A 24,926-nucleotide genomic window follows, 5' to 3' on the forward strand; every position below is an offset into this window, starting at 1 on the left:
GCGCTGCGCTTACCGGGGCTACAAACCGGAGCTGACGGTTAACCCGGATAAGGCGCCAGCCGCTATCCGGGGAATATCTCCCCGGTGGCGGGGCTACAGGGAGTGATACATTTTCACTCCCCGTGGTTAGCCAACACCGCAGGCAGATTGCTCTCGATCCAGTCCGCCAGCGCCGCCACTTTCTCGCTCACCTGCAGGCCGAGCGGCGTCAGGCTATATTCAACGTGTGGCGGTACCACCGGATAAGAGACGCGGTCGATAAAACCATCCTGCTCCAGGGCCTGCAGCGACTGCGCCAGCATCTTTTCGCTGACCCCGCCCATTTTGCGGCGCAGATCGCTGAAGCGATGGGTCCCCTCGCGCAGCGCCACCAGAATCAACACGCCCCAGCGGCTGGTGACATGTTTAAGTACATCGCGCGACGGGCACTGTTCCGCAAACAGGTTGCCGTTACGCAGTTTCTCGCTCAGCGTCGGTTCGGCCATTTTCACACTTACCTTTTTGTACGTACTTACTAAAAGTTAGTTAAGGTGTTAGCTTACCACAACTGCCACTAAACACGAAGGAGAAGTCCCATGATCGCCCTTACCGGTGCCACCGGCCAGCTTGGCCACTACGTTCTGCAAGACCTGTTAAAAACCGTCCCTGCCAGCCAGATTGTGGCGATTGTCCGCAACCCGGCCAAAGCCCAGGCGCTCAGCCAGCAGGGCGTCGTTGTCCGTCAGGCCGAGTACGGCGATGAAGCGGCACTAACCGCCGCGCTGCAGGGCGTGGATAAACTGCTGTTAATCTCCTCCAGCGAAGTCGGTCAGCGCGCCGTTCAGCACCGCAACGTCATCAACGCCGCCAAAGCCGCTGGGGTGACATTCATCGCCTACACCAGCCTGCTGCACGCCGACACCTCGCCGCTGGGCCTGGCCGCAGAGCATATTGAAACCGAGCAGATGCTGGCCGACTCTGGTATCGCTTACGCCCTGCTGCGCAATGGCTGGTATACCGAAAACTATCTGGCCAGCGCACCGCCGGCGCTGGAGCATGGCGTGTTTATCGGTGCCGCCGGCGAGGGTAAAATTGCCTCCGCCACCCGCGCGGATTATGCCGCCGCTGCCGCCCGCGTTATCGCCGGTGAAGGCCATGAAGGGAAGATTTACGAACTGGCGGGTGATAACGCCTGGACGCTGAGCGACCTGGCTGCTGAGCTGAGCACGCAAAGCGGAAAAAACGTGGTCTACCAGAACCTCAGCGAAGCCGATTTCGCCGCCGCGCTGAAAAGCGTCGGTCTGCCGGCGGGTCTGGCGGATATGCTGGCGGATTCCGATGTCGGCGCGTCGAAAGGCGGGCTGTTTGACGACAGCCGCACCCTGAGTACGCTGATCGGCCGTCCGACCACCTCCCTTGCCGAGAGTGTGAAAAGCATTCTGTAACCCCCCCTCTCAGCTTTTGCGGTTGCGTCCCGGCGGTTCCTCTCTCATATTGAAGGGATAACCGTCGGGAGGCAGGCATGCAGGGCGTACCACCCCAATTTAGTGATGAAAAAGACCGCGCGCGCTTTCGCCATCTCGAACAGCTGCCCGGGGTGGAGCTTTACCACGCCCATATCTCTCGCTACGCCTTTGAACCCCATACCCACGAAGCCTTCGGCATCGGCGTGATTGAGCAAGGCGCTGAACGCTTTCGCTACCGCGGCAGCCAGCATATCGCCGCCGCGAACTCCATTGTCACCATGAATCCCGACGAGCTGCATACCGGCGAAGCGGAAACCGCCGACGGCTGGCGCTACCGGATGATTTATCTGGAGCCGGACCGTCTGGAAGCCATCACCGGGGTGCGCGACTGGTGGTTCAGCGAGGTGGTCCGCGAGGATCCCCTGCGTTCCCGACAGATTGGCCAGCTGATTTATGGCCTGTGGCATAGCGACGATCCGCTGGCCCAGCAGGGACTGCTGCTCGACCTCATCGACGCCTTCCGCCCTCTGGCCCACCATGCCTCTGCGCAGGGTGAGGCCGGGCATCGCTTCGACCGGGTGCGCGACTACCTGCACGATAACTATATGCGCCCCATCACCCTCGACGAGCTGGCGCAGGTGGCGGCGCTTAGCCCGTACCACTTTCAGCGCCAGTTTAAAGCCCACTATCACGTGACGCCCCATCAGATGCTGATGGCCATCCGTCTGTGGCGCGCCAAGGCATTTCTCACCCACGGTATGCCCGCCGCCGAAGTGGCGATAGCCGTCGGCCTCACCGACCAGTCCCACCTGACCCGCGCCTTCACCCTGCGTTACGGCATTACGCCGGTGCGCTATCAGAAGCAGGTCGCCAGGCGCTAATGCGCAATCTCATACAATATTCCTGCCCGGCCCCCTTCTACACTGCAGACAACTGTGATGACAACGGATGCAATGATGATTAGTGGTGTGCTGTACGCCCTGCTGGCGGGGCTGATGTGGGGATTAATTTTTGTCGGGCCTTTGCTGGTGCCAGAGTACCCGGCGATGCTGCAGTCAATGGGACGCTATCTGGCGCTGGGCCTGATCGCCCTGCCGCTGGCGTGGCTCGGACGCGCGCGTTTGCGCCAGCTGAGCCGGAACGACTGGTGGACCGCGCTGGGCCTGACGATGATGGGGAATCTTATCTATTACGTCTGCCTGGCCAGTGCTATTCAGCGCACCGGGGCGCCGGTCTCCACCATGATTATCGGCACGCTGCCGGTGGTCTTGCCGGTCTTCGCCAATCTGCTCTACAGCCAACGCGACGGAAAGCTGCCGTGGCGGCGTCTGTTTCCGGCGCTGGTCTGCATCGCCGTGGGCCTGATCTGCGTTAACGTCGCAGAACTGCGCCAGGGGCTGCCTGATTTTAGCCCGTGGCGCTACGGCTCCGGCATCGCGCTGGCGCTGGGATCGGTGGCCTGCTGGGCCTGGTATGCCCTGCGCAACGCCCGCTGGTTGCGGGAAAATCCGCATCAGCCGCCGATGATGTGGGCTACCGCTCAGGCACTGGTCACGCTTCCGGTTTCGCTGGCCGGCTATCTCGCCGCCTGCGCCTGGCTGCACGGCCAGCAGGCCGGGTTTCCCCTGCCCTTCGGCCCGCGCCCGGCGGTGTTCATTACGCTGATGCTGGCCATCGCGGTGCTCTGCTCATGGGTCGGCGCGCTGTGCTGGAATATCGCCAGCCAGCGGCTGCCGACGGTGATCCTCGGGCCGCTGATCGTCTTCGAAACTCTGGCCGGGCTGCTGTATACCTTCCTGCTGCGGCAAAGTTTACCGCCGCTGCTGACCCTGAGCGGGATCCTGTTGCTGGTGCTCGGCGTGGTCTCCGCCGTACGCGCCAGACCGGAAAAACCGATGCTGCAGCCGCTGACGGACGAAAAAAAGTAGCCAGGCCTCCTTAAGGGGTATTCCCTCGCCAAAAAGATGCATTTAAAATACATCTTATATTCCTGATGACGAGGTAACTGCTATGGCTTTCCGTGACCAACCTTTAGGCGAGCTGGCGCTGACCATCCCGCGCGCCTCCGCCCTGTTCCGTCAATACGATATGGATTACTGCTGCGGCGGCAAACAGACCCTGGCGCGCGCCGCATCGCGGAAAGCGCTGGATGTCGCGGTGATTGAAGCCGAGCTGGCGAAACTGGCCGAGCAGCCCCTCTCCCGCGACTGGCGCGCGGCGCCCCTCCCGGAGATTATCGACCATATCATCGTCCGCTATCACGACCGGCACCGCGAACAGCTGCCGGAGCTGATCCTGCAGGCCACCAAGGTTGAACGTGTCCACGCCGATAAACCGAACGTGCCGAAAGGGCTGACCAAATACCTGACCATGCTGCATCAGGAACTCTCCAGCCACATGATGAAAGAGGAGCAGATCCTGTTCCCGATGATCAAACAGGGGATGGGCACCCAGGCCGGGGGGCCGATCAGCGTAATGGAAAGCGAGCACGATGAAGCGGGTGAACTGCTGGAGGTCATTAAGCACATCACCCATAACGTGACGCCGCCGCCGGAAGCCTGCACCACCTGGAAGGCGATGTATAACGGTATCAACGAGATGATTGACGATCTGATGGAGCACATCAGTCTGGAAAATAACGTACTGTTCCCGCGCGCCCTTGCCGGAAAATAAAGAAAAAGGCGCCCGCAGGCGCCCTCGACATTGTCCGTCTTACTTTGGCCACTCCGGGTGGCCTTTTTTATTTCGCCAGACGTTTTTTGCCGGCAAACAGCCAGCCCGCGCCCAGCAGAACAAACCACAGCGGGGTGACCATCAGCGCTTCACGGGTATCATCTTCCAGGGTCAACAGCACCAGTACGAAGACGAAGAAGGCCATGCACACCCAGCACATGAATTTGCCCAGCGGCATCTTGTATTTGGACTTTTCATGCAGCTGCGGGCGCTTTTTACGGTAGACCAGATAAGAGCAGAGGATAATCGTCCAGACGAACATAAACAGGATCGCCGACACCGTGGTGATCATGGTGAACGCGGCAATCACGCTCGGGTTGACCATCAGCATGACCACACCGCCCAGCAGGCACATGCAGGAGAAGGTTAAACCCTTCGCCGGCACCGCACGCTTCGACAGCTTGGCGAACATCTTCGGCGCCTGACCATCCTGCGCCAGACCGAACAACATACGGCTGGTAGAGAACACGCCGCTGTTGGCCGAGGAGGCTGCGGAAGTCAGCACCACGAAGTTAATCAGGCTCGCCGCCGCCGGCAGGCCGACCAGCACGAACAGCTCGACGAACGGGCTCTTGCTCGGCACCACGGAGCTCCACGGCGTCACCGACATAATCACAATCAGCGCGAAGACGTAGAACATAATGATACGCAGCGGAATAGAGTTAATCGCCCGTGGCAGGGATTTCTCCGGGTCTTTGGTTTCGGCGGCGGTGGTCCCCACCAGCTCGATCCCCACGAAGGCGAACACCGCAATCTGGAAGCCGGCAAAGAAGCCGCTCAGCCCTTTCGGGAACCAGCCGCCGTCATTCCACAGATGGGCGAAAGAGGCTTCGACGCCGGTCGGCGATTTGAAATGCATCATGACCATCACCAGGCCGACGACGATTAGCGCCACGATGGCGACGATTTTGATCATCGCGAACCAGAACTCCATTTCGCCAAACATTTTGACGGTGGCCAGGTTCAGGCCCAGCAGCAGCAGGATCACCGCCAGCGAGGCGACCCAGTCGGAGAGTCCGGGAAACCAGAACTGCGCGTAGGCGGTGATCGCCACTACGTCCGCCATTCCGGTGACGACCCAACAGAACCAATAGGTCCAGCCGGTAAAGTAGCCCGCCCACGGCCCCAGCAGATCGGCCGCAAAATCGCTGAAGGATTTATATTCGAGGTTCGACAGCAGTAATTCGCCCATGGCTCGCATAACGAAAAACAGCATAAAACCGATAATCATATAAACAAAAATAATAGATGGCCCGGCAAGGCTGATAGTTTTGCCAGAACCCATAAATAACCCAGTGCCGATCGCCCCGCCAATCGCAATCAGCTGAATATGTCGGTTTGTGAGATTTCGCCGTAGCGATTGTTCAGTCGGCTCCTGCTCAATAGCAGCGACTTTAACCTGATCTACCATGTGATTTCTTCCTGTTGTACCTGTCTGTGTTGTTCAGGCTCTGATGGCCCGTCGTCTGTCATTAACCCCAGCAAGGGCTAGTCGATATTAGGTAAGAATCGGAGGGATGAATACTATGATTTAGATATAATGTTAATTTTATGTTTAAAGTGAGTGTTATATCACTCATCCACCGCGAAATAGCTCACAAAAATACACCCATACGCGATGAATGCAAAACATAATTCTAATTAATTTTTAACTTAAGGATTTTACGCTATTTTTGCGGCTTCCCCCACCTCATGGGAAGAGGAAGCCTCTGCTGTTTAGATAATGTCCAGCAGTTCAACTTCGAAGATCAGGGTACTGAACGGAGGAATCGACGCGCCAGCGCCGCGTTCGCCGTAGGCCAGGTTGTGCGGGATCGTCAGTTCCCATTTAGAACCGACCGGCATCAGGGTCAGCGCTTCAATCCAGCCGCCAATCACGCCGGTCACCGGGAATTCAGCAGGCTCACCACGGGCGACGGAGCTGTCGAAGACGGTGCCGTCGATCAGTTTGCCGGTGTAGTGCACGCGTACGCGGTCGGTACGTGCCGGGATCGGGCCTTCGCCCTGGGTCAGTACGCGGAACTGCAGACCAGATTCGGTGCTATTCACACCCTCTTTCTCGCGGTTTTCATCGAGGTATTTCTGGCCGTCGGCGGCCATGGCCTGGAAACGTTCGCGGCGTACGGCGTCAGCGCGCTCGTGGATTTCACGCAGCGCGCGGTGAACGGCTTCCACCGGCACCTGCGGCTGGTTACCTTCCAGCGCATCGGCGATACCCGCCACCAGCGCTTCCGGCAGCAGCCCCTGCAGGCCGGATTCGCTCAGCTGTTGTCCAACCTGCAAGCCGATACCGTAACTTGCCTGCGCTTCGATAGTGTCAAAAGTTGGGGTTGCCATCGTTGTTCCTTTTTGGGTGATAAACATCAAGAGAAAAGCGTGCGAAAGCATAACAGCCATAGCGAAATGGGTAAAACTTTGTCGGCGGATGATGACAAATCTCAGCGAAACAGAAACAATAGGTGGCAGCAGGTTAACTTTACTTTGTTCCGGTCATCAGGACGTTAGCCATCTATACTCATAGGCAGGATAAAAATATGCGGAGCAGGAGGAAAGCCATGCCCGGGCGCGTTGAACTGACATCTATTCTGGCGAAAATCTGGCACGCTCCGGATGATTTTCGCCTCCTGGACCCGCTGCCTCCGATGCACCGCCGGGGTATCATCGCTGGCTTCCTGTTAGTCATTATCGGTATTCTGCTCCCCGCCGACGATAACCAAAGCCCGGCCTCCACCAGCCGTGAAGCGAATCTGAACCTGCAGTCACAGTCCCAGCCGCAAGCTGGCGGCAATCAGGCCGTTCCCCTGCCGCCGATCACCAATACCCCGACCGTAAGCGATGCCGATCAGATGGCCCCGGTCGCCCCGGAACCGATTCAGGATGAGCAGCCAGATCAGGCGCAGACGCAGCAGCCCGCCGCCTCCCAACCGTATCAATCCTCGCAGCAGCAGTCCGCACCGGGCATTGAGCAGCAGTGGCGGACCTATCGCATCGAGTCAGGCAAAACCCTGGCCCAGCTGTTCCGCGATCATGGGCTGCCGGCCACCGACGTCTACGCGATGGCGCAGGTTGAAGGCGCTGGCAAACCATTAAGCACGTTGCAGAGCGGACAGACGGTGCAAATTCGGCAGAACGCCAACGGCGTAGTCACCGGCCTCACTATCGATACCGGCAACGGCCAGCAGGTGTTGTTTACCCGCCAGTCGAACGGCAGCTTTGTGCGTGCGCGATAGCGGAGAAGACGACAGCAAGCGTTACGCCGCCGCAAAATGAAAGGCGCTAAAAAGCAAAACGCCGGCACAAGGCCGGCGATTTGTTGTTACCAGAACGTCAGAGGCCGATTACTCAGCAACCACGTTGATGATAACTTTAGCGAATACTTCGCTGTGAACCTGGAAGTCCACTTCGTGCTCGCCAACGTTACGCAGAACGCCGTTCGGCAGGCGAACTTCGCTCTTAGCAACTTTAACGCCTGCTGCAGTAACAGCGTCAGCGATGTCGCGAGTACCGATGGAACCGAACAGTTTACCTTCGTCGCCAGCTTTGGACGCGATGGTTACGGATTCCAGGGCGTTGATCTGCGCAGCACGAGCTTCAGCAGCTGACAGAACGTCAGCCAGTTTGGCTTCCAGTTCAGCGCGACGTGCTTCGAAGAATTCAACGTTTTTCTTGGTAGCAGGAACAGCTTTACCCTGCGGGACCAGGAAGTTACGAGCATAGCCCGCTTTAACGTTAACCTGATCACCCAGGCTACCCAGGTTTGCTACTTTATCAAGCAGAATAACTTGCATTACCTTATCCTCTCAAAGTCGTATTAATGGACCGTGACCGATTACTGATGACGATCAGTGTACGGCAGCAGGGACAGGTAGCGAGCGCGTTTGATAGCGCGAGCCAGCTGACGCTGGTATTTTGCACGGGTACCGGTGATACGGCTCGGGACAATCTTACCGCTTTCGGTGATGTAGTTTTTCAGCGTAGCGATATCTTTATAGTCGATCTCTTGAACGCCTTCCGCGGTGAAACGGCAGAACTTGCGACGACGGAAATAACGTGCCATATGGCTAGTCTCCAGAATCTATCAATTCAATCTGCTCGGCATGCAGAACCATTTTGCTCAAGCCGTTCTTTGCCTTATGACAAGAGATGAACCCTCGAACGGTTACTGCGCTACCGACCGTTATACTGTGAGTAATGGCCTGGTTTTCGTGACCGCTAATAATAACGGGCATTTGACACCATGCCTGCCGGTGAAAACCGGCTTCCTCCTGCACTGAACGATGCTCAAGCACGAACTGGCAGTGAGGAATTCCTGACGGGCTGACCTTACGAAGTGGAGTCCTGCAAATAATGCCGGACAGCTCCAGACGGTTGGTCATCAGGATTACTCTTCAGAATCCCCAGCTTCAGAATCATCTGCGGTTTCGTTGGCGAAATCTTCGCGACGCTCACGGCGCTCGTCTTTCGCTTTAACCATCGGAGATGCTTCGGTAACAGCGTGCTTAGTACGCATTACCATGCTGCGGATAACGGCGTCGTTGAAGCGGAAGTTAGTTTCCAGCTCATCGATCGCTTCCTGCGGTGCTTCAACGTTCAGCAGAACGTAGTGAGCTTTGTGCAGTTTGTTGATCGGATAAGCCAGCTGACGGCGGCCCCAGTCTTCCAGACGGTGGATCGTACCTGCTGCTGCAGTGATTGCACCAGTGTAACGTTCGATCATGCCCGGAACCTGTTCGCTCTGGTCAGGATGGACCATAAAAACGATTTCGTAATGACGCATCGAATTGCTCCTTACGGATTATTCAGCCTCCTGTCTGGGTCAGCCGCGGCCCATGGAGGCAAGGAACGTGTTAAAGGGCGGCTGAAAAATTGACGCGTCATTCTAATGGCGCCCCCCCAGGAACACAAGCGGATTTGCACAAATAATTCGCACTAAGCGCCAAGTGGCGCTAAGTGGGTGATTTAAAATTAACCAATAAAGGAAGCGGCATTTTTTTGAACGACTGCATCAGAAAAGGTCGCCATGCGACGAACGCGCAGCGATTACACTTATATCAGAGCCAAACGACCACAGGAGAGCCCCCGAGTCAGCGTCAGGACTGTCAGTCAGGAGCGTAGTATATGAAACTGAAAATCATCGCCATGATGGCTGCGCTTTTCTTCAGCGCCAACGCGCTGGCAGCTATCCAAATCACCGAACGTCAGGCCCGCAACATGGACGACGTGCAGAGCCTCGGCGTTATCTATATCAATCACAATATGGCCACTGAGCACGAGGCCGAGCAGGCCCTTAGCCAGATGAGCGATGCGCAGGGGGCGAAATACTTTCAGCCTATCCTGATGCACGAACCCGAAACCAACGGCCCGCTTCGCGCCAGCGCGGTGATATACCGCTAACGCCAGGCCGACTCTTCGCCTCTCTTCGCGAGGGGCGAAGCGAGGTTTTCACCTAAACGCAATTGAGAATTATTTTACAAACCGACTTATCAGCGCCATCGCAACCTGATTTAATCAGCCACTCGCCATTTGATAATCAGGAGTGATTGATGGTTCCGCGTTTCGCCACCTTAGGCCGTATCCCCAAAGGCGTTTGGGTACTCGGCGGCGTCAGCCTGCTGATGGATGTCTCCTCCGAGATGATCCACAGCCTCTTACCGTTGTTTATGGCCACCACCCTCGGCGCCAGCGTGATAATTATCGGTCTTATCGAGGGACTGGCGGAAGCCACCGCCCTGATCCTGAAAGTCTTCTCCGGCGTGATCAGCGACTATGTCGGCAAGCGCAAAGGACTGGCGCTGCTGGGATACGGCCTGGGCGCGCTCAGTAAGCCGCTGTTTGCCATCGCCCCCACCGCCGGAGTGGTGTTTAGCGCCCGCATGATTGACCGCGTAGGGAAAGGTATTCGCGGCGCGCCGCGCGATGCGCTGGTTGCCGACGTCACCCCGCCGGAGATCCGCGGCGCCGCCTACGGGCTTCGCCAGGCGCTGGATACCGTCGGCGCCTTTCTCGGCCCGCTGCTGGCGGTGCTGCTGATGTTTATCTGGGCCAACGATTTTCACGCTATTTTCTGGGTGGCGGTCATTCCCGCCGTGCTCTCCACTCTCCTGCTCGGGTTTGGCCTGCAGGAGCCAAAATCCGCCATCGCACACAAACGCAGCAATCCGCTGAAGCGCGAAAACCTGAAAAAGCTCTCTGCCGCTTACTGGTGGGTGGTGGCGATCGGCAGTATCTTCACCCTCGCCCGCTTCAGCGAAGCTTTTTTGGTGCTGCGCGCCCAGCAGATGGAGATCCCGCTGTTTACCATCCCGCTGGTGATGGTGGCGATGAACCTGGTCTACAGCCTCACGGCTTACCCGTTCGGTAAACTCTCAGACAGCATGAGCCACAGCAAACTGCTGCAGTGGGGACTGCTGGTGCTGATCCTCGCCGATATCGTGCTGGCGCTCAGCGGCCACTGGAGTACGCTGCTGCTCGGCGTCGCGCTGTGGGGGATTCATATGGGAATGACCCAGGGCCTGCTGGCAGCGATGGTTGCGCATACCGCGCCGCCGGAACTACGCGGTACGGCATTCGGCATGTTCAACCTGATGAGCGGCCTGGCGCTGCTGCTGGCCAGTACCGGCGCAGGGGTACTGTGGGAAACCTTCGGCGCCGCCTCGACGTTTTACGCCGGCGCGATAATTTGTATGGTCACGCTCATCGGCATGCGCGTGATGCCGTCGGCCTATCGTCAGGGCTAAAAAAACGGCTCCGGGGCCAGACCAGTTGCTTCACCGTGAGGGGTGAAAGCCCCGGAGCGCGCTATCTACTTTTGCCCATAGTAGGCGTTTGGCCCATGCTTACGCTGAAAATGCTTATTCATCAGCCAGCTATCGATGGGCTGCAACTGCGGATTAATCCCGCAGGCAATCCACGCCATGCGCGCCACTTCTTCCATCACCACCGCGTTGTGTACCGCCTCGTGGGCGTCTTTGCCCCAGGCAAACGGTCCGTGCTGATAGACGACGATCCCAGGCGTATGCAGCGGATTCGACGCGCCCAGCGTTTCGATAATCACCTGCCCGGTGTTCAGCTCGTAAGCCTCGTCCACCTCCTGTGCGCTAAGCGCCCGGGTACAGGGGATATCACCGAAGAAGTAGTCCGCATGGGTGGTGCCAAGCGCCGGGATCGCCAGCCCCGCCTGCGCCCAGGCGGTGGCATGCGTCGAGTGGGTATGCACCACTCCGCCAAGGTCGGGATAACGACGATAGAGCGCCAGATGGGTGGCGGTATCAGAGGAGGGGCGATACAGCCCTTCCACCACGTTGCCCTCAAGATCCACGACAACCATATCGTCCGCCTTCATGGTCTCATAGGCGACGCCGCTGGGCTTGATCGCCACCAGCCCGCGCTGCCGGTCAATGGCGCTGACATTGCCCCAGGTGAAGGTCACCAGACCGTAGCGCGGCAGATCCATATTGGCCTCGAACACCTGCTGTTTCAGTTGTTGCATTACGCCGCCTCCATCAGGCCCGCGCGGGCCATCCGCGCCTTCACCCAGTCACGTGCCTTCGCCACCTCCGCCAGCGGGTCAGCGCTGGTTTCGCTCCACATCTCAATCAGGTACGGGCCACAGTAGCAGGTCTGCTTGAGCGTTTCGAAGCAGCGTTCAAAATCGACCACCCCTTCGCCGAACGGCACGTTTTTAAAGACGCCAGGTTTCGTGTCTTTGACGTGTACCGCCACGATATGCCCGCTCCCCGCCTTCAGTTCCATCTGGACATCGTTATCCCACGCTGACAGATTGCCGATATCAGGGTAAAGCTGGAACCACGGATTATTCAGGTAATGGGCGTAGCCTAAGGCCTTACTGATCGAGTTCATCAGCGGGTAATCCATGATCTCCATCGCCAGCGTGACCTGGGCACGGCTGGCCATTTCGACGCTCTGTTTCAGGCCATCGCGAAAGCGGCGGCGCGTCTCATCGTTCGCCTGCTGGTAATAGACGTCGTAGCCTGCCAGCTGGATCACCCGGATCCCCACATCCTGCGCCAGCTGGATGGCTTTACGCATAATTTCCAGCCCCTGATGACGCACCGCGTCGTCTTCACTACCCAGCGGAAAACGGCGATGGGCGCTAAGGCACATCGATGGTACCCGGACGCCGGTGTCAGCCACCGCCTTGACCAGCGCCAGACGCTGCTCGGGGCTCCAGTCCAGTCGCGCAAGGCGCACGTCCGTTTCATCGAGAGACATTTCCACAAAATCAAAGCCCAGCGCCTTCGCCAGCTGCAGCCGCTCCAGCCAGCACTCCCCGGCGGGGAGCGCTTTTTCATAGATGCCGAGCGGAATGGATTTCGCCAACATAACCGCTCCTTAACCCCACAGCTGGGCGATAGAGCGTTTAAACTGGCGCGCCGCTTCCACCGGCGAGGCGGCATCGCGGATGCTGCGCCCGGCAATAAAGACGTGAATAGGGATACCCGCGAACAGCGGCAGGTCTTCCAGCGCCAGACCGCCGGTGACAGTCACTTTGAAGCCCATATCGGACAAACGTTTAATCGCGCTGATATCCGCCTCGCTCCACGCCACGCCTGCCGCCTGTGCGTCGCGGCTGCGGTGATAGACCACCTGCTGAATACCCGCCTCGCGCCATGCCTGCGCCTGTTCCCAGGTCCAGAAGCCGGTCAGCTCAATTTGCACATCGCCGTTAAATTCTTTGGCGACGTCCAGCGCCCCTTTGGCGGTATTGATATCGGCACAGCAGATCACCGTGACCCAGTCGGCGTTGGCTTCAAAGCACATCCGCGACAGGATCTTGCCGGCGTCGGCAATTTTGGCGTCCGCCAGCACGATTTTATGCGGATACAGCGCCTTCAGATCGCGCACCGCACGCACCCCTTCGCCGACGCAAAGAATAGTACCGACTTCAATGATATCCACCTCTTCGGCGATCAGGCGGGTCGTTTCATAGGCACTGGCCAGCGTTTGGTTGTCCAGAGCGACCTGTAACATAGGTAATGACATGATGGTGTTCCTTTTAAACAGCCGCCGCGGTGGCGTTTTTGATTAAATCCAGCACTTCCTGCTCGCTACGGCAGGCGCGTAAACGGTCGAAATTGGCTTCATCGTCAAACAGGTTAACGATCTGCATGATGCCCACCTCCTGGTGGGTGGTGGCGTCAACCGCCGCCATGGTGATCAGAATGTCGACCGGGTCGTTATCTTCATGATTGAAAATCAGCGGTTTTTTTAGCGTCACCAGCGCAAAGCCGGTTTTCTTAACGCCCTCTTCCGGCCGCCCGTGCGGCATCGCCAGCCCCGGCGCGATAACAAAATAGGGGCCATGTTGCGCGACGCCGTCGAGGATCGCCTGGTAGTAACGCGGTTCCACGACGTCGGCGGCCACCAGCAGATCGACGCCGATTTTCACCGCCTCCTGCCAGGTTTCCGCTTCCGCCTGCAGGCGAATGGAGTGGTTCTGCGCCAGTGAGTCATGCAGTTTCATGGCCGCTCCTTATTTCACGTCCTGCGGGAAGTGAGCTTTGATCACCTCCAGCAGTTTTGGGCCGAAATCCGCCGGCGACAGCATATTGCGTACGCCCACCACGTGTTTATTGCCGGAGACGGTAATCTCCCCCGCGATATGGGTTGAAGCGATGATGATATCCGCGCCGTTCAGTTCGCTTTTGTATTCACCTACCGCGCAGCTGTTTACCGTGTGGTCGATGTTGGATTGCGTCAGGAACTGATCCACCTTCATTTTCATGATCATGGAACTGCCTTGCCCGTTGCCACACACAGCCAGAATACGTACGGTCATAATCAGAACTCCTTATTGGGCAGAGGCCTCTGCCAGTTGTTTTTCCGCGTCTTCCTCGGCACGCAGCGCGCGGCCGGCGAAGAACATATAAGCCAGTGCAATCAGGATGATGACGGCCATAAACGCCAGCCCGATGGAGGCGAAGCCCTGCATCATCGGCGGCGCCAGAATCGACCAGTCCGCCATCCCCATCCAGGCGCTCATACCGGTGAGCTTCACCGCCCATACGCAGCCGAAAATTTCAACCATGCCCATCACAAGGCAGATCTTGAGCGCCGCACGCCAGCCGCCGAAATGGTTGGCAAAAACGCCAATCGTCGCGTTGGAGAAGAACATCGGGATAAAGCCTGGAATAATCAGAATTGAAGAGCCGATGCCGACCAGAATGCCCACGGCAATCAGCTGGCCGATGGTGCCCCACATAAAGCCCCACACCACCGCATTCGGCGCAAAGCTGTAGATCGCGGCGCAGTCAATCGCCAGCACCGCGCCGGGGATCAGGCGTTGCGAGATGCCGTTGAAGGCTTCGGACAGTTCGGCGACGAACATCCGCACGCCCTGGGTAATGATGAAAATAGCCACCGCGAAGGAGAAACCGGTCTGCAGGATATAGACCGTCCAGTGGGTTTTGCCCGCCATCGCCTGCACCACATCAATACCGAAGGAAAGCAGGATCGCGCCAAAGAAAATGGTCATCACAATCGCGGTAGAGACGATGTTGTCGTGGAAGATATTCAGCCAGCCGGGCAGCTTGAGGTCTTCGACGCTCTCCTCTTTTTTCCCCAGATACGGCGCCACTTTGTAGGCAATCCACGAGGCAAACTGCTGCTGGTGACCGATGGAAAAACCGCAGCCGTCGGTGACCAGTTGGGTAGGCTTGAACATCATGTTGGAGGTGATCCCCCAGTACAGAGAGACCAGTACCGCGGTGCAGATAATGGTCGTCCACATCCCGTAACCAAAGATGAAGAACGAGACCGCAATCAGCCCCGCCTGCTGAAACATGATATGGCCAGTCAGCATGATGGTGCGGATACCGGTAATGCGGCGCAGCAGGACGTAACAGATGTTCAGCGCCAGTGCCAGGAGCACCGCATACCCTACCCAGCTGTAGGCCTCGCCCATCCGGTCGATGGTCGCCATCATCGAGGCGTAAGTATCGGAAATCGCGCCATTGATGCCATAGACCTCTGACATTTTCGCCACCACCGGCTTAAAGGTGCTGGTGAGGATGCCGGAACCGGCTTGTAACAGCATGAAACCAATGATGGTTTTGATCGTACCTTTGATAATCACGCTGACGCTTTTACGCAACAGGATATAGCCAAGGCAGGTCACGATACCCAGCAGCAGCGGGGCATTGGTCATGACCTGATTAAAGAAGACGGTAAAGATGTTGTAGAGGATCTCCATAACACACTCCAGAAGAGGAAGGCTTTGAACGCGCATGTCGCTCAGCAGTTGTCGTCGCCCTCACTCTAATAATCAAAAATAATCACAACAAGATTGAATTTGATTAAATGTGACGTACGCCGCAATAATCCTCACTTTCACTCTGGTCATTACCAATTATGTACGTAGACACATAAATAAACATTTAAATCATATAGATAAAACAACACCTAACGTCAATTTGAGCGGATAGAGCCCGGAAATTATGCGCGACGCCTCGCAAAAATGCAGGAAAACAAGATTGCAATCTTGAAAACACAGTGACAACATAAATCAAAACCAATCAAATACTGATTACTTTTGAAAATGCATGAGGAAGACCGCGATGAGTAAAGTCCAAACCATCACCCGAGAATCATGGATCCTGAACACCTTTCCGGAATGGGGTAGCTGGCTGAATGAAGAGATTGAACAAGAGCAGGTTGCGCCAGGCACCTTCGCCATGTGGTGGCTGGGCTGTACCGGCATCTGGTTAAAATCCGAGGGTGGGGCTAACGTCTGCGTCGATTTCTGGTGCGGCACCGGTAAACAGAGCCACGGCAATCCGCTGATGAAAACCGGCCATCAAATGCAGCGGATGGCGGGGGTGAAGAAACTGCAGCCAAACCTGCGCACCACCCCGTTCGTGCTCGATCCGTTCGCCATTCGCCAGATTGACGCCGTACTGGCGACCCATGATCATAACGATCATATTGACGTCAACGTCGCCGCCGCCGTGATGCAGAACTGCCCGGCCGATGTGCCCTTTATTGGGCCGAAAACCTGCGTCGACCTGTGGATCGGCTGGGGCGTACCGAAAGCGCGCTGTATAGTCATGAAGCCCGGTGATGTGGTGAAGATCAAAGACATTGAGATCCACGCGCTCGACGCGTTCGATCGCACGGCGCTGATCACCCTCCCGGCGGATCAAAAAGCCGCCGGCGTGCTGCCGGACGGCATGGACCAGCGCGCAGTCAACTATCTGTTTAAAACACCGGGCGGCAATCTCTACCACAGCGGCGATTCCCACTACTCCAACTACTACGCGAAACACGGCAACGAGCATCAAATTGACGTCGCCCTCGGCTCGTATGGCGAGAACCCGCGCGGCATCACCGACAAAATGACCAGCGCCGATATCCTGCGTATGGCGGAGTCGCTCAACGCCAAAGTGGTGATCCCGTTCCACCATGATATCTGGTCAAACTTTCAGGCCGATCCGCAGGAGATCCGCGTCCTGTGGGAGATGAAAAAGGATCGTCTGAAGTACGGCTTCAAGCCGTTTATCTGGCAGGTCGGCGGCAAATTTACCTGGCCGCTGGATAAAGACAATTTCGAATATCACTACCCGCGCGGCTTCGATGACTGCTTCACCATTGAGCCGGACCTGCCGTTCAAATCCTTCCTGTAAGCCGCCTCCGGCAGGCACTGCCTGCCGGAAATACCCCGTCTCAGGGTTAGTATTTTCACATGATTTCAAATATCATCTTTGCCGTTCACTTTTAATCGGATTCGCTCATGACGGAAGCGCAAAGGCACCAAATTCTGCTGGATCTGCTCGCCCAAACGGGGTTTGTTACCGTAGAGCAGGTGATGTCGCGGCTCGGGATCTCACCCGCAACCGCCCGACGTGATATCAACAAGCTGGATGAAAGCGGCAAACTGAAAAAGGTTCGCAATGGCGCGGAAGCCATTAGTGAGCAGCGCCCCCGCTGGACGCCAATGAACATCCACCAGGCGCAAAATCTGGATGAAAAAGTGCGTATCGCACGCGCCGCTTCGCAGCTGATCGCGCCGGGGGAAAGTATCGTCATTAACTGCGGCTCCACCGCCTTTCTGCTGGGGCGGGAATTGTGCGGTAAACCGGTGCAGATCATCACCAACTATCTGCCGCTGGCTAATTATCTGATCGATCAGGAGCACGACAGCGTGATTATCATGGGCGGGCAGTATAACCGCAGCCACGCCATCACGCTCAGCCCCCACGGTAGCGAAAACAGCCTGTATGCCGGGCACTGGATGTTCACCAGCGGCAAAGGACTCACCGCCGAAGGGCTCTACAAAACCGATATGTTGACCGCCATGGCCGAGCAGAAAATGCTCAACGTGGTCGGCAAACTGGCGGTGCTGGTCGACAGCAGCAAGGTCGGCGAGCGCGCCGGGATGTTATTCAGCCAGGCCGGGCAAATTGACGTGGTGATCACCGGGAAACAGGCTGATGCCGCAATCCTCAAACAGCTTGAGGATCAGGGCGTCAGCGTGATCCGCGTTTAAAGATGCTGGCGGAAAAAGGCGACCGTCGCGGCCAGCGCCTCTGGCGTAATGCGATGGCGGACGCCCTTTTGCCAGACGCAGGTCAGCCTGGCGGTAAGATCGCCTTGCCGCAGCGCCTGCTCAAGACGGAAGGTCTCTTCCGGCGGCACCACATCGTCAGCGTCCCCATGCCAGAGCAACAGCGGCCGCCGGGCAAGGGACGCCAGCTGATGGCTGACATCCCATTCGCGGAGACTGTCAGCATCAAAGCCAGGCGAGGGAAACAGGGTTTGCGACAGCGAACGAAAATAGCCCGACCCCATCAGACAAGCGACGCTGTTCAGTTCGGGATGGTGCGTCATGATGCCCAGCGCCGTCATCCCTCCCATCGAGGCGCCAGCCACCGCCAGCCGCTCTCCCTCCAGCCATCCCTCGGCGATAATCGCCTCGCGCAACGCGGGAAACTCCCTGAAATTCTGCTGCAGGATCGGCCAGAAGCGCTGCATCCGCCCGGCCTCGTCGCCCTGATAACGCGCCCCATGCTCCGGCGCATCCGGCATGATCACCCGGAAGCCCGCCTCGGCCAACGCCACCGCAAAGTAGCTGTAGACCAGCTTCGAGGAGGTAAAGCCATGATAAAAGACGATACAGGGCAAGGGTTTATCCAGACTCTCCTGCGGGCAGGCATGCAAAATTTCACCGCCGCCGAGGTTGCGCATTTCTAGTGCAATCATTTATCGTCTCCCTTCTCTATCGTGGTAAGGCGTCATGGGAAAATTCATTCACCGGGCAACCCAGTTTGCTACGATTCATAATGTTGAGAACCCGGTTACGCTTTCACAACATTTTCATTCGAAAATCGCGTCAGAGATAACAGTTCGGGAACATTCCCCGGCAATCCTGTTAAGGCTACCACTACACTATCACTATCAGGAAACGAGATATGGTTATGCGCAGGTTTTCACCGTGGTTACTGGCTATCGTCCTCAGCGGGTGTAGTGCCTTGCAGGGAACGCCGGAAGCCCCGCCGCCCGCCACCGACCATCCGCAGGAGATCCAGCGTAACCAGACGGCTGGCCTGCAGAAAATGGCCACGGTGAGTGTGCTGATGTACGGTTCGCCGATGGATGTCGAAGCGGCGCTGAAGGCCAAAGCAGAAGCGGCCAAAGCCGATTACTACGTCATCATCATGATCGATGACACCATGGTACCCGGCCAGTGGTATTCGCAGGCGATCCTCTATCGTCGATGACGAGGCGGCGTCTTTAAATCTGCTTTACACAGCTTTGCGTCCATTCACGTTCTCCTGTGCATAATAACGTTCGGCCAGCCACCTGGCAGGACGTTAGCAACGGACTGCCCTTGGGACTACGTGAAATGGAGCTGACGATGAAACGATCTTTTACCCTACCCAGCCTGCTGTTTACCGCTGCGACGGCCAATACGTCCGCGCAGTCAGCCGAATTCGCCAGCGCGGATTGCGTCACTGGCCTGAATGAAATCGGTCTGATCTCCGTCACTAATCTTTCCGGCAGCCAACAGGATGTGGAGCACGCCATTGCCCGCAAAGCGGACGAGCAAGGCGCCTCCTGGTATCGCATTATTCAGATGTACGAAGAACAACAGCCGGACAGCTGGCGCGTTCAGGCCATTCTCTACGCCTGAGGCGCCTGGCGCCCGCGCCCCATGGCCCGCAGCAGCAGGTCGTCGAGGGTCGGCGCATCAAGACGCATGCCGCCGCGGGTGTCGAGCATCATCCGACACCAGGCTTCAGCCAGCGGCGGCGAAGCGTGGCGCAGCATCTGCGCCCCCGCGCCAAGACGATAGACCAGCCGGGCAATCTCTCTCCCCTGCTCTTCGGCGGGCCGTCTCAGCAGCTGCTGCAGTTGACGCCACGCGCGGTCGAGATGGCGATTCTGTCCTTTCACCTCCGCGCACTCTGCCGCCAGCAGCTCCATCGCCGCCGGCTGCTTGCTGAGCACCCGCATGACATCGAGACACATAATGTTGCCGGAACCTTCCCAGATGCTGTTGACCGGCATCTCACGGTAGAGGCGCGGGAGTTCGCTCTCCTCGCAATAGCCGATGCCGCCGAGCACTTCCATCGCCTCGGCGACAAACGGGATGCCGGCCTTGCAGATGGCAAATTTGGCCGCCGGCGTAAACAGGCGCGCCCAGGCGCTTTCCCGGGCATCCTCCCGACGGTCCCAGGCGCGAGCCAGGCGAAACAGAAACGCGGTTTGCCCCTCCAGACGCAGCGCCATTTGCCCCAGCAGCTGGCGCATCATCGGCTGATCGACCAGGTTTTTGCCAAACGCCTGACGCTGTAGCGCGTGATACAGCGCCACCGAGAAGGCGCGACGCATCAGGGCATGGCTGCCCAGCGCGCAGTCAAAGCGGGTCAGGCCGCCCATCCTGAGGATCTGCCGCACGCCGTCGCCCTCTTCGCCCACCAGCCAGCCGCAGGCATCATAAAACTCCACTTCACTGCTGGCGTTGGAGCGGTTGCCGAGCTTCTCTTTTAAGCGTTCAAGACGCACGCCGTTGCGCTGCCCGTCGGGCAGCAGACGCGGCACAAAGAAGCACGACAGTCCCGCGGGGGCCTGGGCCAGCACCAGGTGGGCATCGCTCTGCGGCACTGAGAAGAACCACTTGTGTCCCACCAGCCGGTAAAACCCTTCCGCCGTTTTCTCCGCGCGGGTGGTATTGCTCAGCACATCGGAGCCCCCTTGCTTCTCGGTCATCCCCATGCCGATCAGCAGGCCGCGCTTCTGGCCGCCAGGCGCGAGGTGGGGATCGTAACGGTCGCTCAGCAGCGGCGACAGCCAGTCGCGAAAGGGCGCGGGCAGGGCGTGCTGCAGCAGGGGCGTCGCGGCGAAGGTCATGGTAATCGGGCACAACGTCCCGGCCTCCACCTGGGCATGAAGCAGAAAGCGGGCGGCACGCGCCACAAACGCGCTTTCGCGGGCATCCTCCTGCCAGGCGAGGTTATGCACCCGGTTCGCGCACAGCCCCTGCATCAGCAGGTGCCAGGCGGGATGGAAGCGTACGTCGTCCAGCCGGGCGCCAGTGGCGTCATAGCGCAGCAGCTCCGGTGGGTTACTGTTGGCCAGGCGTCCCAGCTCCAGCGATTCGGCGGTCCCCAGCTGCTGGCCAATGCTGGCGAGCAGATCGCCATCCCAGCCGGCGCCTTCGCGGACCACCGCTTCACGCAAGGCGGTATCGGACAGGAAAAGATTGCTGTTATTCAGCGGAGTCGGTTGATTAAAAACGGTGTGCGTTTGCCAGTGCATCGTGTCTCCCTCCATCAATGGCGATAGCCATAAGTATGGTTTTCCAGGGGGATTCTCGCCCGCGAAAGCGGTCACAAAAAAGCCATCCCGGAGGATGGCTTTTTTGGATTCGTCGACGGTTCAGCTTAGCTGCGCTGGCGCACCGCTTCAAACAGGCAGATGCCGGTGGCCACCGAGACGTTCAGCGAGGAGACGCTACCCGCCATCGGGATGCTGATCAGCTCATCGCAGTGCTCGCGGGTCAGACGACGCATACCTTCACCTTCAGCGCCCATCACCAGCGCCATCGGGCCGGTCATTTTGCTCTGGAACAGCGTATGGTCGGCTTCGCCAGCGGTCCCGACGATCCAGACGTTCGCTTCCTGCAGCAGACGCATGGTACGCGCCAGGTTGGTCACGCGGATCAGCGGGACGTTCTCCGCCGCGCCGCAGGCCACTTTCTTCGCCGTCGCATTCAGCTGAGCGGAACGATCTTTTGGCACGATCACCGCATGCACACCAGCGGCATCAGCGCTACGCAGGCAGGCGCCGAGGTTGTGCGGATCGGTTACGCCGTCGAGGATCAGCAGGAACGGCTGATCGTGCTGCGCCAGCAGATCCGGCAGATCGTTCTCCTGATACTGACGTCCTGGCTTCACGCGGGCAATGATCCCCTGATGCACCGCGCCTTCGCTCTTCTCATCGAGGAACTGGCGGTTGGCCACCTGAATCACCACGCCCTGCGCTTCCAGGGCATGGATCAGCGGCAGCAGGCGCTTATCCTCACGGCCTTTCAGAATATAAACTTCCTGAAAACGCTCAGGTGCGCGTTCCAGCAGTGCCTGCACCGCATGGATGCCGTAAATCATTTCACTCATTGATGTACTCGTTTTAGGTTCTGTTATCCGTCCCCTTCACCCCGTTCTGCGCCAGCAGACTGCTGGGGTGAAGGGACGTCAATCACTCGGCGATTTTCTTCTTTGCCGCGCGCTTGGCTTTGGTCGCGGCGGCGATTTTCTGTGTTTTCGCCGACGGTTTTTTCGCTTTCTTCTCGCCTTTGGGCTTCGCTTTAGCCTGGTCTTTTTCTTTGCGGAACGCGCTATCCGGCTCGAAGTTCACCTGTTTACCCACCTGGCGGCGACGGCCACCCGGTTTGCCAGAGGTGCTCTTTTTCGCTTTCTCACGGGCGGTTTTGCCAACATTACGCGGCGCACGCTCGCTGGAAATCAGGCTGAAATCAATCTTACGCTCATCCATGTTGACGGCTTCCACGCGGACTTCCACGCGGTCGCCCAGACGATAAGTCTGGCCGCCGGACTCGCCGATCAGCCGCTGGCCAACCTGGTCAAAACGGTAATAGTCGTTATCCAGGGAGGAGACATGCACCAGACCATCGATAAACAGATCGTTCAGGCGGACAAAGAAGCCAAAGCCGGTCACGCTGGCGATGACACCGGAGAAGGTGTTGCCCACCTGATCCTGCATGAAGTCGCACTTCAGCCAGTCGGACACTTCACGCGTCGCTTCGTCGGCGCGGCGCTCGGTCATCGAACAGTGCTGGCCCAGCTGGAGCATCTCTTCCATGCTGTAGTGCCAGCCGCCGGTCTCGGTGCTATTCCCTTTATGTCCCTGCTCTTTTGCCAGCAGATACTTGATGGCGCGGTGGAGCGACAGATCCGGGTAGCGGCGAATCGGCGAGGTGAAGTGGGCGTATGACTGCAGTGCCAGGCCAAAGTGGCCACGGTTTTCCGGATCGTAGACCGCCTGCTTCATGGAGCGCAGGAGCATCGTTTGCAGCATTTCGGCATCCGGACGATCGGCAATGGAGGTCAACAGTTCGGCGTAATCGCGCGGCTCCGGCTTGTTGCCGCCCGGCAGCTCCAGTCCCAGCTCAGCCAGCACGGTACGGAACGAGGTAATCGCTTCGGTGCTTGGCTTATCGTGGATACGGAACAGTGCCGGCTCCTGCGCTTTCTCAACGAAACGCGCGGCGGAGATGTTCGCCAGGATCATACACTCTTCAATCAGCTTATGCGCATCGTTACGCTGAGTCTGTTCGATACGCTCAATACGGCGTTCGGCATTGAAGATGAATTTAGCTTCTTCACTTTCAAATGAGATACCGCCGCGCTCTTCGCGGGCGCTCTCCAGCACTTTGTAGAGGTTATGCAGCTCTTCAATATGCTTCACCAGCGGCGCGTAGTGTTCGCGCAGCTCCTGATCGCCCTGCAGCATATGCCACACTTTGGTGTAGGTCAGGCGAGCATGTGAACTCATCACCGCTTCATAGAACTTAAAGCCGGTCAGGCGGCCTTTTGACGAAATCGTCATCTCGCACACCATACACAGGCGATCGACCTGCGGGTTCAGCGAGCACAGGCCGTTCGACAGCACTTCCGGCAGCATCGGTACCACCTGCGACGGGAAGTAGACCGACGTCCCGCGGCTACGCGCTTCGCCGTCCAGCGGCGTACCAGGGCGCACATAGTAGCTCACGTCGGCGATAGCCACCCACAGACGCCAGCCGCCGCCGCGTTTCTTCTCGCAGTACACCGCGTCATCGAAGTCGCGGGCATCTTCGCCATCAATAGTGACCAGCGGCAGAGAGCGCAGATCGACGCGTCCGGCTTTCGCCTCTTCCGGCACCTGCTCTTTGAGGCCGGAAACTTGTTTTTCCACCGCCGGCGGCCAGACGTAAGGAATTTCATGGGTACGCAGCGCCATATCGACGGCCATGCCGGTGCCCATGTTGTCGCCCAGCACTTCGACGATTTTCCCGACCGCTTTGGTGCGGCGGGTTGGGCGCTGGGTCAGTTCGACCACCACCACGTAGCCCATCCGCGCGCCCATAATATCTTCAGGCGGGATCAGGATATCGAAGCTCAGGCGACTGTCGTCCGGGACGACGAAGCCGACACCAGCGTCGGTGAAGTAGCGGCCAACAATCTGGCTGGTTTTCGGTACCAGCACACGAACGATGCGCGCCTCGCGGCGGCCCTTACGGTCCGCACCCAGCGGCTGGGCCAGCACCTGGTCACCGTGAATACAGGTTTTCATCTGCTCTGACGACAGATACAGATCGTCCTTGCGCCCTTCAACGCGCAGGAATCCATAGCCATCACGGTGGCCAATAACGGTACCTTTGAGGAGATCAAGACGCTCCGGCAGCGCATAGCACTGGCGGCGTGTGAAGACCAGCTGACCGTCGCGCTCCATCGCGCGCAGGCGGCGGCGCAGCGCTTCTATTTGTTCTTCGCCCTCAATATTCAACTCGATGGCCAGCTCATCGCGGCTGGCAGGCTTTTCCCGTTTGGTTAAATGTTCGAGGATAAATTCCCGGCTCGGGATGGGATTCGCGTACTTCTCAGCTTCGCGTTCCTGGAATGGATCTTGTGACATATCGGTTCCTCCGTTGTCATCTCCGGCAGAGTGGCGTCACTCCACCAGTAATAATTTATAAAGCGGTTGATTCTTCTCAACCAAATCAGCCAGCGTATAGTTATCCAGCTCCTTGAGAAAACTCTGCGCGGCTTCAGCTAGCGCCTGTTTCAGACGACAGGCTGGTGTAATGTGGCAAAATTCGCTGCTGCAGTTGACCAGCGATAAGGGTTCAAGGTCGCGCACCACGTCGCCCACGCGGATCTGCCCTGCTGGTTTACCGAGGCGAATGCCCCCATTCTTCCCCCGCACGGCAGTCACGTAGCCCATGCGGCTTAACTGATTGATTATTTTAACCATATGATTACGGGAGACGCCATAGACCTCGGTCACTTCCGAGATGCTGGTCATGCGTCCTTCCGGCAGCGACGCCATATAAATCAGCGCGCGTAATCCGTAATCGGTGAAACTCGTTAACTGCACATAAACCTCAGGGAAAAGAAAACAGGGTATGTCGAGCGACATCATTATTATTGATGATAAACCAGCCAGCGCTCAGGCCGCTAATTTATTTGAAATGGGGCGGGCGAACAGCAAAAACAAGGGCGCCCGAAC

Annotated in this window: 29 protein-coding genes; 11 read left to right on the forward strand and 18 right to left on the reverse strand. The window is 58.1% G+C overall.

The genetic code is table 11. From position 1 onward, the window contains the following. Nucleotides 1–113 precede the first annotated feature (113 nt). Complete coding sequence (locus tag R0140_RS24595; protein ID WP_012543100.1) at nucleotides 114–485, reverse strand: winged helix-turn-helix transcriptional regulator; 372 nt, start codon at nucleotides 483–485, stop codon at nucleotides 114–116. Between the two features lie 90 nt (nucleotides 486–575). Here R0140_RS24595 and R0140_RS24600 point away from each other — a divergent pair, with 90 nt between their 5' ends. From R0140_RS24600 to ytfE, 4 genes are all read left to right on the forward strand, one after another. Continuing rightward, nucleotides 576–1,424, forward strand: a complete 849-nt coding sequence (locus R0140_RS24600) for an SDR family oxidoreductase (RefSeq protein WP_012543101.1) — start codon at nucleotides 576–578, stop codon at nucleotides 1,422–1,424. Nucleotides 1,425–1,501: 77 nt separating this feature from the next. Further along, nucleotides 1,502–2,326: an AraC family transcriptional regulator gene (locus R0140_RS24605; protein ID WP_063105912.1), complete on the forward strand. Its 825-nt coding sequence runs from the start codon at nucleotides 1,502–1,504 to the stop codon at nucleotides 2,324–2,326. Nucleotides 2,327–2,401: 75 nt separating this feature from the next. Next, nucleotides 2,402–3,373, forward strand: coding sequence for a DMT family transporter (locus R0140_RS24610; RefSeq protein WP_023323512.1), 972 nt, complete (start codon nucleotides 2,402–2,404; stop codon nucleotides 3,371–3,373). Between the two features lie 82 nt (nucleotides 3,374–3,455). Next, nucleotides 3,456–4,118 carry an iron-sulfur cluster repair protein YtfE gene (gene ytfE, locus R0140_RS24615; protein WP_008807169.1) on the forward strand — a complete coding sequence of 221 codons (663 nt, stop codon included), beginning with the start codon at nucleotides 3,456–3,458 and terminating at the stop codon, nucleotides 4,116–4,118. Between the two features lie 67 nt (nucleotides 4,119–4,185). Here ytfE and cycA read toward each other — a convergent pair whose 3' ends face one another. Both cycA and fklB read right to left on the reverse strand, forming a co-directional pair. After that, on the reverse strand, nucleotides 4,186–5,589 hold the full coding sequence (gene cycA / locus R0140_RS24620) for a D-serine/D-alanine/glycine transporter (protein WP_008807170.1): 1,404 nt from the start codon (nucleotides 5,587–5,589) through the stop codon (nucleotides 4,186–4,188). Between the two features lie 305 nt (nucleotides 5,590–5,894). Then, complete coding sequence (gene fklB, locus R0140_RS24625; RefSeq protein ID WP_002886687.1) at nucleotides 5,895–6,515, reverse strand: FKBP-type peptidyl-prolyl cis-trans isomerase; 621 nt, start codon at nucleotides 6,513–6,515, stop codon at nucleotides 5,895–5,897. 218 nt (nucleotides 6,516–6,733) lie between these two features. Between fklB and R0140_RS24630 the strand changes: the two genes are divergently transcribed. Further along, nucleotides 6,734–7,408: a LysM-like peptidoglycan-binding domain-containing protein gene (locus tag R0140_RS24630; protein ID WP_064160868.1), complete on the forward strand. Its 675-nt coding sequence runs from the start codon at nucleotides 6,734–6,736 to the stop codon at nucleotides 7,406–7,408. A gap of 108 nt (nucleotides 7,409–7,516) precedes the next feature. On the opposite strand, the gene rplI is transcribed toward R0140_RS24630, so the two are convergent. From rplI to rpsF, 4 genes are read right to left on the reverse strand one after another with little or no spacing between them, the layout of a single operon-like run. Next, entirely contained in the window at nucleotides 7,517–7,966 is a 450-nt protein-coding gene (gene rplI / locus R0140_RS24635) for a 50S ribosomal protein L9 (protein WP_008807173.1), read from the reverse strand. Nucleotides 7,967–8,007: 41 nt separating this feature from the next. Beyond that, nucleotides 8,008–8,235 carry a 30S ribosomal protein S18 gene (gene rpsR, locus R0140_RS24640; RefSeq protein WP_000135199.1) on the reverse strand — a complete coding sequence of 76 codons (228 nt, stop codon included), beginning with the start codon at nucleotides 8,233–8,235 and terminating at the stop codon, nucleotides 8,008–8,010. A gap of 4 nt (nucleotides 8,236–8,239) precedes the next feature. Continuing rightward, a complete protein-coding gene (gene priB, locus R0140_RS24645) occupies nucleotides 8,240–8,554 on the reverse strand; it encodes a primosomal replication protein N (protein WP_002885722.1) in 315 nt (104 codons plus the stop codon). A 5-nt stretch (nucleotides 8,555–8,559) separates the two neighbouring features. Continuing rightward, nucleotides 8,560–8,955 (reverse strand): 30S ribosomal protein S6, encoded by a 396-nt coding sequence (gene rpsF / locus R0140_RS24650; protein ID WP_008807174.1) that lies wholly within the window; start codon nucleotides 8,953–8,955, stop codon nucleotides 8,560–8,562. Between the two features lie 341 nt (nucleotides 8,956–9,296). On the opposite strand from rpsF, the gene R0140_RS24655 reads away from it, so the two are divergent. Next, entirely contained in the window at nucleotides 9,297–9,572 is a 276-nt protein-coding gene (locus R0140_RS24655) for a YdgH/BhsA/McbA family protein (protein WP_002885689.1), read from the forward strand. Between the two features lie 149 nt (nucleotides 9,573–9,721). Further along, complete coding sequence (locus R0140_RS24660) at nucleotides 9,722–10,915, forward strand: MFS transporter (RefSeq protein WP_032741372.1); 1,194 nt, start codon at nucleotides 9,722–9,724, stop codon at nucleotides 10,913–10,915. A 65-nt stretch (nucleotides 10,916–10,980) separates the two neighbouring features. Here R0140_RS24660 and R0140_RS24665 read toward each other — a convergent pair whose 3' ends face one another. From R0140_RS24665 to ulaA, 6 genes are read right to left on the reverse strand one after another with little or no spacing between them, the layout of a single operon-like run. After that, on the reverse strand, nucleotides 10,981–11,667 hold the full coding sequence (locus R0140_RS24665; RefSeq protein ID WP_032731779.1) for an L-ribulose-5-phosphate 4-epimerase: 687 nt from the start codon (nucleotides 11,665–11,667) through the stop codon (nucleotides 10,981–10,983). Further along, the gene (locus tag R0140_RS24670) at nucleotides 11,667–12,521 is read right to left on the reverse strand and encodes an L-ribulose-5-phosphate 3-epimerase (protein ID WP_317703918.1); all 855 of its coding nucleotides are present in this window, start codon (nucleotides 12,519–12,521) and stop codon (nucleotides 11,667–11,669) included. The genes R0140_RS24665 and R0140_RS24670 overlap by 1 nt, the downstream gene beginning before the upstream one ends. Nucleotides 12,522–12,530: 9 nt before the next feature. Further along, nucleotides 12,531–13,181: a 3-keto-L-gulonate-6-phosphate decarboxylase UlaD gene (gene ulaD, locus R0140_RS24675; RefSeq protein ID WP_008807179.1), complete on the reverse strand. Its 651-nt coding sequence runs from the start codon at nucleotides 13,179–13,181 to the stop codon at nucleotides 12,531–12,533. 13 nt (nucleotides 13,182–13,194) lie between these two features. Continuing rightward, nucleotides 13,195–13,662 (reverse strand): PTS ascorbate transporter subunit IIA, encoded by a 468-nt coding sequence (gene ulaC, locus R0140_RS24680; RefSeq protein ID WP_008807180.1) that lies wholly within the window; start codon nucleotides 13,660–13,662, stop codon nucleotides 13,195–13,197. A 9-nt stretch (nucleotides 13,663–13,671) separates the two neighbouring features. Further along, the gene (gene ulaB / locus R0140_RS24685) at nucleotides 13,672–13,977 is read right to left on the reverse strand and encodes a PTS ascorbate transporter subunit IIB (RefSeq protein ID WP_002885682.1); all 306 of its coding nucleotides are present in this window, start codon (nucleotides 13,975–13,977) and stop codon (nucleotides 13,672–13,674) included. 12 nt (nucleotides 13,978–13,989) lie between these two features. Beyond that, on the reverse strand, nucleotides 13,990–15,390 hold the full coding sequence (ulaA, locus tag R0140_RS24690; protein ID WP_012543107.1) for a PTS ascorbate transporter subunit IIC: 1,401 nt from the start codon (nucleotides 15,388–15,390) through the stop codon (nucleotides 13,990–13,992). A gap of 364 nt (nucleotides 15,391–15,754) precedes the next feature. Between ulaA and ulaG the strand changes: the two genes are divergently transcribed. Both ulaG and ulaR read left to right on the forward strand, forming a co-directional pair. Continuing rightward, nucleotides 15,755–16,819: an L-ascorbate 6-phosphate lactonase gene (ulaG, locus tag R0140_RS24695; RefSeq protein WP_008807182.1), complete on the forward strand. Its 1,065-nt coding sequence runs from the start codon at nucleotides 15,755–15,757 to the stop codon at nucleotides 16,817–16,819. Nucleotides 16,820–16,926: 107 nt separating this feature from the next. Beyond that, the gene (ulaR, locus tag R0140_RS24700; RefSeq protein ID WP_008807183.1) at nucleotides 16,927–17,682 is read left to right on the forward strand and encodes an HTH-type transcriptional regulator UlaR; all 756 of its coding nucleotides are present in this window, start codon (nucleotides 16,927–16,929) and stop codon (nucleotides 17,680–17,682) included. Here the strand turns inward: ulaR and yjfP are convergent. Then, nucleotides 17,679–18,395, reverse strand: coding sequence for an esterase (gene yjfP, locus R0140_RS24705; RefSeq protein ID WP_016160153.1), 717 nt, complete (start codon nucleotides 18,393–18,395; stop codon nucleotides 17,679–17,681). The genes ulaR and yjfP overlap by 4 nt on opposite strands. Nucleotides 18,396–18,604: 209 nt before the next feature. On the opposite strand from yjfP, the gene bsmA reads away from it, so the two are divergent. Further along, the gene (gene bsmA, locus R0140_RS24710; protein ID WP_008807185.1) at nucleotides 18,605–18,913 is read left to right on the forward strand and encodes a biofilm peroxide resistance protein BsmA; all 309 of its coding nucleotides are present in this window, start codon (nucleotides 18,605–18,607) and stop codon (nucleotides 18,911–18,913) included. Between the two features lie 137 nt (nucleotides 18,914–19,050). Further along, nucleotides 19,051–19,326, forward strand: a complete 276-nt coding sequence (yjfN, locus tag R0140_RS24715; RefSeq protein ID WP_008807186.1) for a DUF1471 family protease activator YjfN — start codon at nucleotides 19,051–19,053, stop codon at nucleotides 19,324–19,326. Here the strand turns inward: yjfN and R0140_RS24720 are convergent. The 4 genes from R0140_RS24720 to nsrR form a co-directional block, all read right to left on the reverse strand. Continuing rightward, nucleotides 19,317–20,954: an isovaleryl-CoA dehydrogenase gene (locus R0140_RS24720; RefSeq protein ID WP_016160152.1), complete on the reverse strand. Its 1,638-nt coding sequence runs from the start codon at nucleotides 20,952–20,954 to the stop codon at nucleotides 19,317–19,319. The genes yjfN and R0140_RS24720 overlap by 10 nt on opposite strands. A gap of 125 nt (nucleotides 20,955–21,079) precedes the next feature. Continuing rightward, on the reverse strand, nucleotides 21,080–21,811 hold the full coding sequence (gene rlmB, locus R0140_RS24725; protein WP_008807188.1) for a 23S rRNA (guanosine(2251)-2'-O)-methyltransferase RlmB: 732 nt from the start codon (nucleotides 21,809–21,811) through the stop codon (nucleotides 21,080–21,082). A gap of 82 nt (nucleotides 21,812–21,893) precedes the next feature. Then, nucleotides 21,894–24,332 (reverse strand): ribonuclease R, encoded by a 2,439-nt coding sequence (rnr, locus tag R0140_RS24730; RefSeq protein WP_008807189.1) that lies wholly within the window; start codon nucleotides 24,330–24,332, stop codon nucleotides 21,894–21,896. Between the two features lie 36 nt (nucleotides 24,333–24,368). Next, on the reverse strand, nucleotides 24,369–24,794 hold the full coding sequence (gene nsrR / locus R0140_RS24735) for a nitric oxide-sensing transcriptional repressor NsrR (protein WP_002885667.1): 426 nt from the start codon (nucleotides 24,792–24,794) through the stop codon (nucleotides 24,369–24,371). Between the last annotated feature and the right edge of the window lie 132 nt (nucleotides 24,795–24,926).

The organism is Klebsiella sp. w6, assembly GCF_033100215.1.
GTDB lineage: Bacteria > Pseudomonadota > Gammaproteobacteria > Enterobacterales > Enterobacteriaceae > Klebsiella > Klebsiella variicola.

Coding starts and splice junctions, on each gene's coding strand:
- R0140_RS24665 (WP_032731779.1), bottom strand. CDS start 11,667: ATGCAACAACTGAAACAGCAGGTGTTCGAGGCCAATATGGATCTGCCG.
- fklB (WP_002886687.1), bottom strand. CDS start 6,515: ATGGCAACCCCAACTTTTGACACTATCGAAGCGCAGGCAAGTTACGGT.
- R0140_RS24595 (WP_012543100.1), bottom strand. CDS start 485: ATGGCCGAACCGACGCTGAGCGAGAAACTGCGTAACGGCAACCTGTTT.
- priB (WP_002885722.1), bottom strand. CDS start 8,554: ATGACCAACCGTCTGGAGCTGTCCGGCATTATTTGCAGGACTCCACTT.
- R0140_RS24610 (WP_023323512.1), top strand. CDS start 2,402: ATGATTAGTGGTGTGCTGTACGCCCTGCTGGCGGGGCTGATGTGGGGA.
- rpsR (WP_000135199.1), bottom strand. CDS start 8,235: ATGGCACGTTATTTCCGTCGTCGCAAGTTCTGCCGTTTCACCGCGGAA.
- rplI (WP_008807173.1), bottom strand. CDS start 7,966: ATGCAAGTTATTCTGCTTGATAAAGTAGCAAACCTGGGTAGCCTGGGT.
- R0140_RS24605 (WP_063105912.1), top strand. CDS start 1,502: ATGCAGGGCGTACCACCCCAATTTAGTGATGAAAAAGACCGCGCGCGC.
- ulaG (WP_008807182.1), top strand. CDS start 15,755: ATGAGTAAAGTCCAAACCATCACCCGAGAATCATGGATCCTGAACACC.
- ulaA (WP_012543107.1), bottom strand. CDS start 15,390: ATGGAGATCCTCTACAACATCTTTACCGTCTTCTTTAATCAGGTCATG.
- rpsF (WP_008807174.1), bottom strand. CDS start 8,955: ATGCGTCATTACGAAATCGTTTTTATGGTCCATCCTGACCAGAGCGAA.
- ytfE (WP_008807169.1), top strand. CDS start 3,456: ATGGCTTTCCGTGACCAACCTTTAGGCGAGCTGGCGCTGACCATCCCG.
- yjfN (WP_008807186.1), top strand. CDS start 19,051: ATGAAACGATCTTTTACCCTACCCAGCCTGCTGTTTACCGCTGCGACG.
- rnr (WP_008807189.1), bottom strand. CDS start 24,332: ATGTCACAAGATCCATTCCAGGAACGCGAAGCTGAGAAGTACGCGAAT.
- cycA (WP_008807170.1), bottom strand. CDS start 5,589: ATGGTAGATCAGGTTAAAGTCGCTGCTATTGAGCAGGAGCCGACTGAA.
- R0140_RS24660 (WP_032741372.1), top strand. CDS start 9,722: ATGGTTCCGCGTTTCGCCACCTTAGGCCGTATCCCCAAAGGCGTTTGG.
- R0140_RS24670 (WP_317703918.1), bottom strand. CDS start 12,521: ATGTTGGCGAAATCCATTCCGCTCGGCATCTATGAAAAAGCGCTCCCC.
- R0140_RS24655 (WP_002885689.1), top strand. CDS start 9,297: ATGAAACTGAAAATCATCGCCATGATGGCTGCGCTTTTCTTCAGCGCC.
- R0140_RS24600 (WP_012543101.1), top strand. CDS start 576: ATGATCGCCCTTACCGGTGCCACCGGCCAGCTTGGCCACTACGTTCTG.
- R0140_RS24630 (WP_064160868.1), top strand. CDS start 6,734: ATGCCCGGGCGCGTTGAACTGACATCTATTCTGGCGAAAATCTGGCAC.
- ulaB (WP_002885682.1), bottom strand. CDS start 13,977: ATGACCGTACGTATTCTGGCTGTGTGTGGCAACGGGCAAGGCAGTTCC.
- bsmA (WP_008807185.1), top strand. CDS start 18,605: ATGGTTATGCGCAGGTTTTCACCGTGGTTACTGGCTATCGTCCTCAGC.
- yjfP (WP_016160153.1), bottom strand. CDS start 18,395: ATGATTGCACTAGAAATGCGCAACCTCGGCGGCGGTGAAATTTTGCAT.
- R0140_RS24720 (WP_016160152.1), bottom strand. CDS start 20,954: ATGCACTGGCAAACGCACACCGTTTTTAATCAACCGACTCCGCTGAAT.
- ulaR (WP_008807183.1), top strand. CDS start 16,927: ATGACGGAAGCGCAAAGGCACCAAATTCTGCTGGATCTGCTCGCCCAA.
- ulaD (WP_008807179.1), bottom strand. CDS start 13,181: ATGTCATTACCTATGTTACAGGTCGCTCTGGACAACCAAACGCTGGCC.
- ulaC (WP_008807180.1), bottom strand. CDS start 13,662: ATGAAACTGCATGACTCACTGGCGCAGAACCACTCCATTCGCCTGCAG.
- rlmB (WP_008807188.1), bottom strand. CDS start 21,811: ATGAGTGAAATGATTTACGGCATCCATGCGGTGCAGGCACTGCTGGAA.